Origin of the sequence: Streptomyces sp. NBC_01288 (assembly GCF_035982055.1) — a bacterium.
In the GTDB taxonomy this organism is placed as follows: domain Bacteria; phylum Actinomycetota; class Actinomycetes; order Streptomycetales; family Streptomycetaceae; genus Streptomyces.
In genome coordinates this window covers 7,922,768-7,935,897 of record NZ_CP108427.1, presented here as the reverse complement: position 1 = coordinate 7,935,897, position 13,130 = coordinate 7,922,768, and the positions used below count along the sequence as shown (strand labels likewise).

Here is a 13,130-nt window from a genome sequence, read left to right as displayed (position 1 = left end):
CCGGGCCCGCGGCCTTTCGAGAAAGTTCAGCCGGCGACGCGGACCCGCCCCGAGTCACGGGCCAGGATCGTCCGCTGCGCCTCGCGGAGCCCCGACCCCGGTTCGAGGCCGATCTCCCGGTCGAGGGTGTCCCACGCGCTCCGGTAGACGCGCAGCGCGTCGGCGCGCCGCCCAGAGCTGAACAGCGCCCGCATCAGCTGCTCGTAGAAGACCTCGTTCAGCGGATACTCGTTGATCAGGCCGTAGAGGAAGCTGACCAGCTCCCGATGGCCGCCCAGGATCAGCTTGGCCTCGACGAGCCGCTCCAGGCACTCCACCCGGATCTCCTCGACCCGGGTCACGAGGCCGCGGCCCATCGGCCCGAGCGGCAGCCCGCTGAGCATCGGGCCGCGCCACAGCGCGAGGGCCTGCTCGAACACCACGAGCGCGGCCTCGCAGTGGTCCCGCCGCAGCTCGCCGCGGCCCACCCGGACGAGGTCCTGGAACAGCAGGTAGTCGATGTCCTCAGGGGCGGCCCGCAGCACGTAGCCGGGCGCCTGCGTGACGATCGGGCTCTCCCCGCCAGGCCTGGACAGGAGCTTGCGCAGCTGCGAGATGTAGACGTGCAAGGCGGGAACGGCACGCAGCGGCGGGTCCCCGTCCCATATCTCCTCGATGAGCTGCTTGGTCGAGACGACCTGGTTCACCTGCGCCAGCAGCGCCGCGAGCGCCGTCCCCATCTTCTGGGCCTGGACCAGGTGCACGGTGTCGGCGTCGACCAGCTTGATGGGACCAAGGACCTGGTATTTCACAGGCTGCCTCCTCCACGGATCCTGGCGGCGAGCGCCAGCGGCGTCGGATGTTCGAAGATCTCCGCGAGCGGCAGCGTCACAGCGGTCAGCTCCTCGACCCGCTGTCCCAGCAGCGCGCCCTGCAGCGAGTTCCCGCCGCTGAGGAAGAAGTTGGTGTGGCCGTCGGGGTCGGGGAGGTCGAGCAGCTCACTCCAGATGCCCAGCAGGGCTGTCACGAGTTCGTCGCCGTCGGCGGGCCCGCCGCCCGAGCGGGCGGCGGGCACGGCGCGGCCGGCCAGGAGGCGGGTCAGCGCCGGATAGTCGATCTTGTCGTTGGCGGTCTTGGGAAACTCCGCCAGCTCCGCGAACTCGGCCGGGACCATCGAGCGGGGCAACCGCTCACCGGCCCAGCGCCACAGCTCGTCGGGCGACGGGGCCGTCCCGGCGGCGGTCACGAACGCGACCAGCCGGCCGTCGCCGGTCGGATCGCCGTCGAGAACGACGGCCACCGACCGCAGATCGGGATGCTCGGCCAGGACCGACTCGATCTCACCCAGCTCGATCCGGTTGCCGCGCAGCTTGATCTGCCGGTCGCCGCGGCCCAGCAGGACGAGGCTCCCGTCGGCCTGCCAGCAGGCGGTGTCCCCGGTCCGGTAGAGGCGGCCGAGCCCGGGAACGTCGGGGAACCGCTCGGCGGTCAGGTCGGGGCGGCCGTGGTAGCCGTCGGCGAGACCGCCTCCGGCGATGCACAGCTCGCCGCGCACGCCGATCGGCAGCGGCCTGCCGTGCGGGTCGAGGACCAGCACGCGGGTGTCGCGGATCGGCCGCCCGATGTCCATCCTGGCGTCGATCGGCCCCGGCACGACCGCCGACGTCGACCAGATCGTCGTCTCGGTCGGGCCGTAGACGTGGTGCAGCTCGCAGCCGGTCTCCAGCAGGCGCCTGGCCAGCTCGGGCGCCAGCGGCTCGCCGCCGCTCAGCACCTGCCTGCCGCCCAGTGCCGGGCCCGCCTCGTCCAAGACCGCCCGCCAGGTCGTGGGGGTCGCCTGGACGGCGTGGGCGCCGTGCCGCTCGATCACCCCGGCGAGGACTCCGCCGTCGACCCTGGCCCGGTCGGGGGCGACGATGACGCGGCCGCCCGAAGCCAGCGGGACGAACAGCTCCAGGCCCGAGATGTCGAACGCGAACGTGGTCAGCCACACCATCGCGTGCCCGGAGTCCGCGCCGAGCTCCTCGGCGAAGTGGGTGACGAGATTCGCCAGCGCGGCCCGTCCGACCAGGGTGCCCTTCGGCCTGCCGGTGGAGCCCGAGGTGTACATGAGGTAGGCGAGCGCGGCCTGGTCGTCGTCCGGGGCCGGGCCCACGGGGACGCCGCCCTCGCCGGGCACCTCAGGGATCTCCCGGACGTCCGGGGCCTCGACAGCGGGCTTGCGCCCGTGCCACAGGAGCGTTCCCGCTCCGGAGTCGGCCATCTGGTGGGCGATCCGGGCCGCCGGATGGTCGGGGTCGATCGGAAGGTACGCGGCGCCGGTCAGCCAGACGCCGAGGACGGCGGCGGCCAGTTCCGGCCCGCGGGGAGCGGCGACCGCGACGACGTCGCCGGGGCCCGTCCCTTCCAGGAGGTCGCGGACGACCAGCGCCCCCGCCCAGAGGCCGCCCCTGGTGACGGTGCGGTCACCGTCCAGGACGGCGGGGGCGGCGGGATCCTGGACGGCGCGGGCGTGGATCGCGCCCAGCACGCCGTCCGCGGGGGCGGCCTCGGTGGCGTTCGCGGCGCCGATCACGGTGTGGTCGCGGTCGCTCCACGCCCTCAGCGAGCCGACGGTCGCGCCGGGATCGGCGTCGAGGGCGGTCAGGAGCCGTTCGTAGCGGTCCAGCATCAGGTCGACGTCGTCCCGGTCGAACAGCTCCGTCCGGTAGACCGCCCGGATCCGGACGGCGTCGGGCGCCGACATCACGAACATCTCAAGGTCGAACTTGGCGGAGCCGTTCTCCAGGTGCAGCGGCTCGGCCTTGAGCCCGTCGAGGGCGAACGCCGGGATGCCGAGGCCCTCCACGTGGTTGAAGGCGTGCTGGAACAGCATGGTCCGCCAGGAGTCGCCGGAGCGCCCGGCACGGCGGGTCAGCTCGTCCACCGGGACGTCGGCGTGCACGAGGGCGTCGAAGTAGAGGTCGCGGACACGGCGGACGAAGTCCCGTACGGTCTCGTCGCGGTCGACACGGGTCCGCAGCGGCAGCACGTTGACGTGGTAGCCGATCGCCTGGGGGTCGGTCCTCGGTCGGGTGCTCGCCGGGACGCCGACCACCAGGTCGGGACCGGCGCCGTGCGCGTCGAGCAGCAGCAGGTAGGCGGCGAGGAGGACGGCCGTCTGCGGGGCGCGGACCGTGCGCTGGATCCGCCGGACGGCCGCGATGACCGGTTCCGGCAGGGCGCGCAGGAGACGGTCGCCCGCCAGGGTCGGCGCGGACACGTCCGAGCGGCCGCACCACAGGTCGGCGGGGCGGGCCACCAGCCCGGCGAGGCGCTCGTCCCAGTACCGCTCGCTCTCCGCGGTGACGGGCGGGTCCTGAAGTGCGGGGACCACCGCGGCCAGGTCGGACGGGACCGGCCTGCCCGCGGCGAGCGCGGTGTAGGCGGCGGCGAACTCCTCGACGAACACCGGGATCGACGTGGCGTCGAAGACGAGGTGGTGGACGACGAAGCACAGGACGTCGGCGTGCTCGCCGGAGAGGACGGCGGCGCGGATCAGCGGCTCGCCCGCGAACGCGAACGGCTCGGCGACGAACGGCGCCAGCTCCTCCTCGGGGACGCCGCCCGCCGAGGCGATCCGGGTGACCTCCGGGGCCCGCACCGCGCGGGACAGGACCGTCCGGACGAGGGCCGCCCCCTCCGCCCGGTACACGGTCCGCAGGGACTCGTGCCGCTGGATCAGGGTGGTCAGCGCGTCACCGACGGCGGCGGACAGCAGCCGGCCATCGGTGCGGAACGCGAACGCGAGATTGTTCGGCACTCCGTCCGGGACCATGCGGTCCAGCAGCCAGAGCGCCTCTTGCTTGACCGAGGCCCTGGCCTCGGCCTGCGCGGTGCCGGTCATCGCTCCCTTTCGGTCAGCAGGCCCTCGACGGCGGCGGCGACATCGGGGGCGCGCAGCAGTTCGGGGTGCGGCAGGTCGAACAGGATCTCCCGGCCGACGGCGCCCTCGCGCCGGTCGGCGGGCAGGGTGTTCAGGCCGTTGTGCTCGGAGGCCGAGGTGATCGCGGTCGCCGCGGCCCAGCCGCGGCTCGGGTCGAGTTCGGCCGCCGACACCAGGTAGGACAGGAAGGCGCGGAACCCGCCGAGCAGTTCGGCCGACCGGTCGGCGGCCAGGCCGATCCCGGCGAGGGCCGGCTCTCCGTACGCCACGACGAGATCGCTGAGCACTTTGGCCAGTTCCGTCATCGCGAGCTTCTCCGCGAGCGCGACGTCGCCCTCGCGGCGGGCCGCCTGGACCTGCGCGGCGGTCATGAACCCCGCGAGCGCGGTGACGGCGTCCAGGTAGTGGCGGTGCAGCAGCGCGGGGTGCGGCACCTCAGGGTCGAAAACGATCAGCGTCGGCGGCTCCTGCCAGGCCGACACCCGCTCGACCAGCCCGGCGCCGAACACGCTGCCGACGCAGTACCCCAGGACCGCCCGGACCGTCAGGCCGGACGCGCGGACGTCGGCGGCCCACCGGTCCAGATGGTCGTCGGCGGACCTGTCGCCGGGCGCGGGCGGCCGGGTCTCCCAGACCGCGTAGCCCGTCTTGAGCCTCGGGACGAGGTCGCTGAAAGAGCCCACGGTCCGCCCCGTCGTGGCGGCGAAATCCGAAGCGAGAATCAGATCCGCGGTCGAGGAACCGCGAAGAACGTTGAACGCTGCCGGCTGTTCCATTTCGCCTCTTGATCTTCATAGACACCAAGGTTCGAACGCGGACCACGCTCGCATCCCGCTGCGGGGGTAGAAACCCCTACCGACCCCATTTCCGCAGGGTGGCCAGCCCGTCTAGGGGGCGGTAGGGGCTTCTGGGACGTCAATTCGCCGATCTACGCTCCTGGTCGGAGCGCAGTAATTCACACGACCAGGGAGCGAATATGGGCGTCGACGGAACGTGGCATCTGAGTCTCGACAGCGCGATGGGAAAGCAGGAGTTCGACTTCGATCTGAAAGCCGCGGGATCGGAGCTGACCGGCACCGGGACCGCGGAAGGCCGTGAGATCGCCCCCGAGATCATCGGGGGCGCGATGGACGGCGCGACCGCCTCCTGGAAGGTAAAGGTCCTGAAGCCGATGAAGATCACCCTCACGTTCACCGTCGAGGTCGAGGGCGACGAGATGAACGGCAAGACCAAGGCGGGGATATTCGGCAGCTTCCCGGTGAAGGGCCGGCGGACCTCATGACGGCGACGAGGCCGGTGGACCCCGTCGCACCGTTCACCGGCCTGTCCGCCGTGGTGACCGGCGGGGGCTCGGGGATCGGCCTGGCGACGGCCCGGATGCTCGCCGCCCGCGGCGCGTCCGTGGTCTGCGTCGACCTGGACCCGTCCGCCGTCGACGGCCCGCTGACCGGCCTGCGGGGCGACATCTCCGATGACGGGATCGCCGAGGTGGTCTCGGCGGCGGCCGAGCGGCTCGGCGGCATCGACGTACTGGTCAACCATGCCGGGCTGCTGGCTCGCGGCTCGTTCGAGGACAACGGGCTGGACGAGTGGCGGCGGGTGTTCGAGGTGAACGTCCTCGGAACGGTCCGGGTCAGCAGGGCGGCCATGCCGTGGCTGCGCGAATCGGCGAGGGCCGGGCGGAATCCGGCGATCGTCAACACCTGCTCGATCACGGCGCTGGTGGGGATGCCGGGCGGGGCGGTCTACGGCTCGTCCAAGGGCGCGCTGTACTCGCTGACCCTGTCGATGGCGGCCGACCTGCTCGGCGAGGGCGTGCGCGTCAACTGCGTCGCGCCGGGCCCGGTCGACACCCCGTGGGTGCGGCGGGAACTCGCCGTCGCGCCCGACCCGGAGGCCGCGCTGAAAGCCGTCCACGCGCGGCAGCCCAACGGTCGGCTCATCACCGCGGACGAGGTCGCCGAGGCGATCTGCCACCTGGCGGGGCCGCTCTCAGCGGCCACGACGGGGACCGCCCACGTCATCGACGGCGGGCTGCGGAGCCTCCGGGTGCCGTAGCCCATCCAGGCGGTTGACACTCTGACACCATGACGTCATAGTGTCAGCATGACACCAAGGAAGACGCCTGAGGATCGGCGTGACGAGATCCTCACCGCCGCCTTGAAGGTCTTCGGCCACTACGGCTACCGCAGGGCCTCCATGGAACTGATCGCGCAGGCCGCGGACATCTCGCGACCGGCGCTCTATCAGCACTTCAGCGGGCGGGAGGACATTTTCCGCGCGATGGGGGCCCGCATGCTCGACGGCGTGCTGGACACCGCCCGGGACGCCGCGGCTACGCAGACCACCCTGGTCGACAGGGTGTACGCGGCCCTGTCGGTCAAGCTCGAACTCGTCGTGGGCTCGGTCAACGCCGAGTTCCGGACCGAGCTGCTCACCGAGGCCGGGCTCGTCGCGGCCGACCTGATGGCCTCCTTCAAGATCCGCTTCGCCGACCTGGTCGAGGAGCAGCTCGCGGCGTCGTCCGCCGAGCTCGCTCAACTCGGCACGGTCATCTCGGCGCGCGACTGCGCCGACCTCCTTCTCGACACCGTCGTCGGCATCAGCCAGGCCGACGCCCCGGCCGAATCACTGCACCGCAGGCTCCACCAGATGGTGGAGCTGACCGTGCTCGGGCTCGGGCTCGGGCTGCCCCCGGTGGCAACGCCGGTCCACTGACCGGCGCTTCCTCTCTCAAGGAGACACCCCTCATGGATGCCGCTACCGTTCACAAACGGCGCTGGGCGATCCTCGCCGTACTGAGCCTCTGCTTAGTGATCAGCGGACTCGACGCCCTGGTCATCGCGATGGCGGTGCCGAAGATCCAAGAGGATCTCGGTGCCACCGTCGGCGAGATGCAGTGGTCGGTCGACGCCTACACCCTGACCTTCGGCGGGCTGCTGCTGCTCGCGGGAACCCTCGGGGACCGCTTCGGCCACAAGATCATGCTGCTGGGGGGGCTCGTCCTCATCCTCGGCTTCTCCGTCGCCGCCGCCTTCGCGAGCGGCCCCGGCACCCTCATCACCTTCCGGGCCGGCATGGGGCTCGGCTCGGCGATGGTCATGCCCGCCACCCTCGCCATCATCAAGCAGGTCTTCCCGCCCGAGGAGCAGGCCAAGGCGATCGGCGTGTGGTCCGGCGCCGCCGGGATCGGCATCCCGCTCGGCCCCGTCATCGGCGGCCTGCTGCTCAACCACTACTGGTGGGGCTCGATCTTCCTGATCAACGTCCCGGTCGTCGGGCTCGCCCTGATCGGCGGCTTCGTGCTCATCCCGTCCTGGCGTGCGCCGAAGGCCATCACGCTCGACCTCATCGGCGCGTTCCTGGCGGTCGGCGGCCTGGTGCTGCTCGTCTACGGGCTCATCGAGGCTCCGGCGGACGGCTGGGGCAGCGGCACCACCCTCGCCTCGCTGATCGGCGGGGCGGTGCTCCTGTGCGGGTTCATCGCCTGGGAGGCCCGCACCGCCCACCCGATGCTGCCGCTGTCGCTCTTCGCCAACCGGCGGTTCAGCGGCTCCGCCGCCGCCCTGTTCTGCCAGGCGTTCGCGCTGTTCGGCAGCCTCTTCGTGCTCACCCAGTACTTCCAGATCGCCCGGGCCCACGACCCGCTCGCCTCCGGCGTTCGCATGCTGGCGATCATCACGCTGATCATCTCGTCGCCGCTGGCTCCGAACGTCGTAAAGATGATCGGTGACAAGGCCACCATCATCCTGGGGATGCTGCTCATCGCGGCGGGCGCGTTCGCCCTGTCGACCGCCGCCGTCGACGCCGAGACGACCGTCCTCATCAGCCTCGGCGTCATGGGCTTCGGCATCGGCCTGTCCATCCCGCCGTCGGTCGACGGCATCCTCGCCAACGCCCCCGAGAACCAGGCCGGGACCGCCTCGGCGGTCAACGACACCGCGCTCCAGGTCGGCGGCGCGGTCGGCGTCGCGATCCTCGGCACGGCGATGACCTCGGCCTACCAGGGAGCGCTGCCGTCCCTCGACGCGCTGAGCCCGGCCGACCGGTCGAACGTCCACGACTCGCTCGGCAGCGCACTGGCCACCACCGCCAGGATCGGCGACACCGGCCTCGCGGCCAAGGCCGTCGACGCCTTCGGTTCCGGCCTCCACGCCGCGGCGATCACCAGCGGGATCGTCGCGGTGGTGGGCGCCGCCGTCACGGCGTTCCTCATGCCGCGCGGACTCAAGCAGCCCGCCAAGCCGCACGCCGTCCAGGCCGAACAGACGGAACCGGCGGAACAGACCGCAGGCCTCGCCGACTGACCGGACCATCCCCTCATCGGCTTCGGCCGGACCGCTCCCCCGTGCGGTCCGGCCGAAGCCTTTTCAGCCAGGGAGTCACCGCCCGAAAACCCCTACGCGCCCGCCCCTCCGGAGGATAGGGGGAGGTTTAGGGGTCAGCATCCGCGCTCCTCTGATTATCGTTCCATTGGCCGATGGTTCGGATGGGGACGGGGTTCACCGTGGATTTCAGTCTGTTCTACTTCGCCGACACAGGAAACGCTACGCAGAACAGATATGAGCTCCTTCTCGAAGGTGCGCGATTCGCCGATGTCCATGGATTCGCCGCCGTGTGGACACCTGAGCGTCATTTCCATTCCTTCGGCGGTCTCTACCCCAATCCCGCGGTGACCTCGGCCGCCGTAGCGGCGATCACCGAGCGCGTCTCCATTCGCGCCGGCAGCGTGGTCGCCCCCTTGCACCACCCCGTCCGGATCGCCGAGGAATGGTCGGTCGTGGACAACCTCTCCGGGGGCCGCGCCGGAGTCTCGTTCGCGTCCGGATGGAACGCCGTGGACTTCGCCCTGCGGCCGGAGAACTTCGCCGACAGCAAGCGCGTCCTCGTCGAGACCGTCGAAACGGTGCGGCGCCTGTGGCGGCAGGAGGAGCTGGAGTTCACCGACGGCACCGGTGCCGCCTCCTCCGTGCGGATCTTCCCGCCGCCGATCCAGCCCGAACTGCCGATCTGGCTCACCAGCGCAGGGTCGATCGAGACCTTCCGGCAGGCCGGCGAGCTGGGCGTCGGGGTGCTCACCCACCTGCTCGGGCAGGACCTCGACGGCCTCGCCGGGAAGATCCGCGCCTACCGGGACACCCACGCCGAGCACCACGGCACCCGCGGCCATGTGGCCCTCATGCTGCACACCTACATCGGGACCGACCGCGACGAGGTCAGGAAGCTGGTACACGACCCTTTCAGCGCCTACCTCCGCAGCTCCATCGGCCTGTTCGCGCGGGCCATCAGCGCCGACATGCCGGGCGTCGACCTGAACCGGCTGACGCCCGCCGATATCGACTTCATCATCTCCCGCTCCTTCGACCGCTACTTCGACACCGGCGGCCTGTTCGGCACGGTGCAGGACGCGCTGAAGACGGTGAAGGCGCTGAAGGACATCGATGTCGACGATCTCGCCTGCCTCATCGACTTCGGTCTCGACACCGGCGTCGCGCTGGAGGGCCTGAGCCGTCTCGACGAGGTCCGTCGGCAGCAAGACTGATCGCGTTCAGGTCCCGGGAAACATCGCATATCTCATTCTGTGCCCGGCGCCATCGGGGGGTGCGTGTCACGTTGCAACGCCAAGCTGAGTTCGAAGTCCTCTCTTCGCTTCTGTCCGACGTCCTGCACGGTAAGGGCGGCGCCGCTCTGATCACGGGGCTCGGCGGCTACGGCCGGACCAGTCTGCTTCGCACCTTCGGCGAGGAGGCGACGGCACGGGGCGCCGTTTTCCTCGGCGCCTCCGCGACGCGCGCCGATGACGATCCCGCCGAACTCTTCGGTCAGCTCCTGCTGCATCCACGTATCCCGGCATCGGCAGCCGAGTACCTGTCCGAAATCTGGGTGGAGGGGGGCCGCCCGCCCTCGGCGGCGCAGCTGCACCGGTTCTGGCGGCCCGTCCAGGAGCTCGCCGACCGCACCCCGGTGGTGATCGGCATCGACGACACCCACCACGCGGGCGCCGAGGTACTGCGGAGCCTGCTCTACCTCACCCGGCGACTGGACACCGCGCCGATCCTCATCGCGATGACGCTGTCATCCTGCCCGCTCGACGAGCGTCCCCAGTTCTCCGCCGAGATGAGCAGCCAGCCGCACTGCAGCCACATACGGCTGGAACCGCTGCCGCCGCCGGCCGCCGCCGACGCCGTTCGGCGCGCGCTGCGGCCGATCACGCAGGACGTCAAGCCGTCCGGGTTCGTCCGGCTCAGCGCCGGCAACCCGCTGTTGCTGTCGGCGCTCGTCGCCGACGCCCGCGCCTACCGGCCCCCGGCGGGGACCGCGGTGCCGGGAGGCCACTTCGCGACGGCCGTGTGGCGGCTCCTCCACCGGGGGCATCCGACCGTCGCCGAGCTCGCGCGGGCCGTCGCCGTCCTCGGCGACGTGGCCACCCCCGGACTGCTCGCCGAGATCCTCACCATCGACCCTACCGTCGCCGTCCAGGGGCTCCAGTCCCTTGAGGCGTCGGGACTGCTGCTCGGCGGCGGGTTCCGCGCCGACGCCGCCCGCGACGCCGTCCTGTCCAAGATCCCGGCCAAGCGGCAGACCGAGCTGCTGCTGCGCGCGGCGGCCGTACTGCGGGACGACGGCGCGCCGCCGACCCGCCTGGCCGCGCTGCTGTCGAAGGCCGGCGACATCGACGAGCCGTGGATGGTGGACGTCCTCCGGGACGCCGCCGGCCAGGAGGAGCGCGGCAACTTTCCGCGCGCCGTCCGCTACCTGCGGCTGGCCCGGCAGGCCTCCGCGCGGGGCGGGCCGGAGCACGCCCAGATCACCTCCGATCTGGCCGCCGCCGAATGGCAGATCGACCCGCTCTCGGTCGTCCGGCTGCTGCCCGACCTCGACGAGGCGGCGAGAGGCGGCAGGCTCACCTCCTCGCAGACCGAGAACCTCGTCACCTGTCTGCTCTGGCACGGTCAGCGCGAGAACGCCCTCGCGCTGCTGGCCAGCGGAGTCGACCTCGGCGCCCCGCCGGACTGGGCGGAGGGGTTCCGCTCCTGGCTGTACCCGTCCCTCGTCCCCGAGCGGGCCGGCCCGCCCGACGACGTCCGGACGGCCGGGACCGCGGCCATCCCCGGCATGGAGATCGACGACGACATGCTCATCGCGGCCGAGCAGTCGCTGCTGAACACCCGGCTCGACGACTCGGCGCTGGTCCCCGCGCTGTCGGCCCTGTCGATGCTCGTCTACACCGATCGCCTGGACCGTGCCGGAACCTGGATCGACATCCTGTTGCAGGCGGCCGAACGCCGCGGCTCGGTGACGTGGCGGGCGCTGCTGTCGACCGCGCTCTCGATCATCGATCTGCGCCGCGGCGACCTCACCGCCGCGGACGCGCACGCCCAGCGCGCCCTGTCGCTGCTGTCGAATCGCAGCTGGGGGATGGCGATCAGCCTGCCGCTGTCGAGCGCGGTGAACGCCTCGACCGACCGGGGCCGCCATGACGAGGCCGCGGCCCTGCTGGCGGTGCCGCTCCCCGACGGCATGTTCGAGACCCTCCCCGGCCTCTACTACATGTACGCGCGGGCCCGGCACCACGCCGCCATCGGCCACCATCTGACGGCGCTGGCCGACTACGACTCGTGCGGCGAGCTCATGCGCTCCTGGGAGATCGACCAGCCCGCGCTGATCCCGTGGCGGAACGGCGCGGCCCTGGCCGGTCTGCGGCTCGGCCGCACCACCTACGCCCGCGCCCTGCTGGCCGAGCAGCTGGCGTTGACCGAACCGTGGGATCTGCGCACGCGCGGCGCGACCCTGCGGATCCACGCCATGCTGTCGCACGGAGCCGATCGGGTGGCGATGCTGTGCCAGGCGGTCGCGGCTGCCGAGCAGACCTCCGACCTCGTCGGCCTGGCGACCGTCCTCATCGACCTGGGCCGGGCCCAGCGGGCGCAGAACGACCTGGTCGGCGCCGAGGCCACCTGGCGCCGGGCGGGCGCGCTGATCGCCCGTACGGGGATGAAGACCCCGTCCGATGCTCCGTCGCAGGCGCGGTCCACCGATGACGACCGGGCGGGCACGATGGAGCTGAGCGACGCCGAGCAGCGGGTCGCCTCGCTGGCGGCGGCGGGCTACTCCAACCGGGAGATCGCGACCGAGCTCTGCATCACCGTCAGCACCATCGAGCAGCACCTCACCCGGGTCTACCGCAAGCTGAAGGTGAGCCGGCGCCCGCACCTGGCCAAGGCTCTGGACGGCCTCACCTGACCTATCCGGCGAGCGCCCGGAACCTGCTGCGGTGGAAGACCAGCGGGCGCTCGCCCTGATAGTCGGCGACGGCCCGAACCTCCAGCAGGACGACGAGGTGATCCCCGGCGAGGATCTCGTCCGCGACCACGCACTCCAGCCACGCGACCCCGCCCGGCAGCAGCACCGCGCCGCTGTCGACCGGGGCCCACTCGACCCGCCCGAACCGCTCGGCGGCGGGCCCCGCGAGGTCGCGGCAGATCCCGCCGTCTCCCTCGGCCAGGACACTGATCCCGACCGCCGGGCTCTCCCGCAGCTCCGCCCACGTCCGTGAGGTGACCGATACGCACACCGACACCAGGGCGGGCTCCAGCGACACCGACGTGAACGAGCTCACCGCCATTCCGGCCGGTGCGCCGTCGCGGAGCGCGCACACGGCGACGACGCCGCTCGGGAAGCCGCCCAGTACCGTCCGCAGATCCCGCTCGTCGGTCACCGCACGCAGTCGCGGCCGTCGCTCTGCCATCCCGCCCCCTCGTCATCGCGCCCGGACAGGCCGTCAACGAACTTCCGCCAGGCGTCCCGCTCCCCCGAGGTCAGGGCTCCGGCCCCGCTGACCTCGGGATGCGACGGAGGCGGCCCGGCGCGTTCCGGCTGAGGGACGAGGAAAGGGACATCGGCCACGGCGAACACACAGCCCTGGCATTGCCCGGCGGAATCCAGCACCATTCCGCCCAGCATCCGGACAATCGATCCCACCATGCCTCCCCGCCGCCTGGACAATACGGCAACCCTAACCACCCACCCTTAAGAACCCCCAAATCACCGCAGCGAATACAGGAATCGTCACAGGCCATGCGATCTCGGAATCATGAATGCCGATCAGAGCGGCCGACCGGAACGTGTGCGGGGGTCTGTACGCATAGCGATCGAGACGATGACGCCGACAGCGCGCGGCTGCCCAGGAGCGAGCGCGGGCGGCCTCTCCGCCGGGTGCCATCAA

11 protein-coding genes are annotated in these 13,130 nt (G+C 71.7%); 6 read left to right on the top strand and 5 right to left on the bottom strand.

Annotation, left to right across the window (positions count from 1 at the left end; all coding sequences use genetic code 11):
• Positions 1–26: 26 nt before the first annotated feature.
• The 3 genes from OG194_RS35805 to OG194_RS35795 are packed head-to-tail and all read right to left on the bottom strand — an operon-like array spanning position 27 to position 4,680.
• Entirely contained in the window at positions 27–791 is a 765-nt protein-coding gene (locus OG194_RS35805; protein WP_327404909.1) for an AfsR/SARP family transcriptional regulator, read from the bottom strand.
• On the bottom strand, positions 788–3,865 hold the full coding sequence (locus OG194_RS35800) for a non-ribosomal peptide synthetase (protein ID WP_327404908.1): 3,078 nt from the start codon (positions 3,863–3,865) through the stop codon (positions 788–790). Before OG194_RS35800 ends, OG194_RS35805 begins: the two co-directional genes overlap by 4 nt.
• A complete protein-coding gene (locus OG194_RS35795) occupies positions 3,862–4,680 on the bottom strand; it encodes a hypothetical protein (RefSeq protein WP_327404907.1) in 819 nt (272 codons plus the stop codon). The genes OG194_RS35800 and OG194_RS35795 overlap by 4 nt, the downstream gene beginning before the upstream one ends.
• Before the next feature lie 200 nt (positions 4,681–4,880).
• On the opposite strand from OG194_RS35795, the gene OG194_RS35790 reads away from it, so the two are divergent.
• From OG194_RS35790 to OG194_RS35765, 6 genes are all read left to right on the top strand, one after another.
• On the top strand, positions 4,881–5,186 hold the full coding sequence (locus tag OG194_RS35790; RefSeq protein ID WP_327404906.1) for a hypothetical protein: 306 nt from the start codon (positions 4,881–4,883) through the stop codon (positions 5,184–5,186).
• Positions 5,183–5,962 (top strand): SDR family NAD(P)-dependent oxidoreductase, encoded by a 780-nt coding sequence (locus OG194_RS35785; protein WP_327404905.1) that lies wholly within the window; start codon positions 5,183–5,185, stop codon positions 5,960–5,962. Before OG194_RS35790 ends, OG194_RS35785 begins: the two co-directional genes overlap by 4 nt.
• A gap of 48 nt (positions 5,963–6,010) precedes the next feature.
• Positions 6,011–6,622: a TetR/AcrR family transcriptional regulator gene (locus tag OG194_RS35780; protein WP_327404904.1), complete on the top strand. Its 612-nt coding sequence runs from the start codon at positions 6,011–6,013 to the stop codon at positions 6,620–6,622.
• 32 nt (positions 6,623–6,654) lie between these two features.
• Positions 6,655–8,211, top strand: coding sequence for an MFS transporter (locus OG194_RS35775; RefSeq protein WP_327404903.1), 1,557 nt, complete (start codon positions 6,655–6,657; stop codon positions 8,209–8,211).
• Positions 8,212–8,384: 173 nt separating this feature from the next.
• On the top strand, positions 8,385–9,446 hold the full coding sequence (locus OG194_RS35770) for a MupA/Atu3671 family FMN-dependent luciferase-like monooxygenase (RefSeq protein ID WP_327404902.1): 1,062 nt from the start codon (positions 8,385–8,387) through the stop codon (positions 9,444–9,446).
• Positions 9,447–9,517: 71 nt separating this feature from the next.
• A complete protein-coding gene (locus OG194_RS35765; RefSeq protein ID WP_327404901.1) occupies positions 9,518–12,148 on the top strand; it encodes a helix-turn-helix transcriptional regulator in 2,631 nt (876 codons plus the stop codon).
• A gap of 1 nt (position 12,149) precedes the next feature.
• Here the strand turns inward: OG194_RS35765 and OG194_RS35760 are convergent, their stop codons facing one another.
• Together OG194_RS35760 and OG194_RS35755 are read right to left on the bottom strand one after the other, a co-directional pair.
• On the bottom strand, positions 12,150–12,653 hold the full coding sequence (locus OG194_RS35760; RefSeq protein WP_327404900.1) for a flavin reductase family protein: 504 nt from the start codon (positions 12,651–12,653) through the stop codon (positions 12,150–12,152).
• A complete protein-coding gene (locus OG194_RS35755; protein WP_327404899.1) occupies positions 12,620–12,889 on the bottom strand; it encodes a hypothetical protein in 270 nt (89 codons plus the stop codon). Before OG194_RS35755 ends, OG194_RS35760 begins: the two co-directional genes overlap by 34 nt.
• Positions 12,890–13,130: the final 241 nt, after the last annotated feature.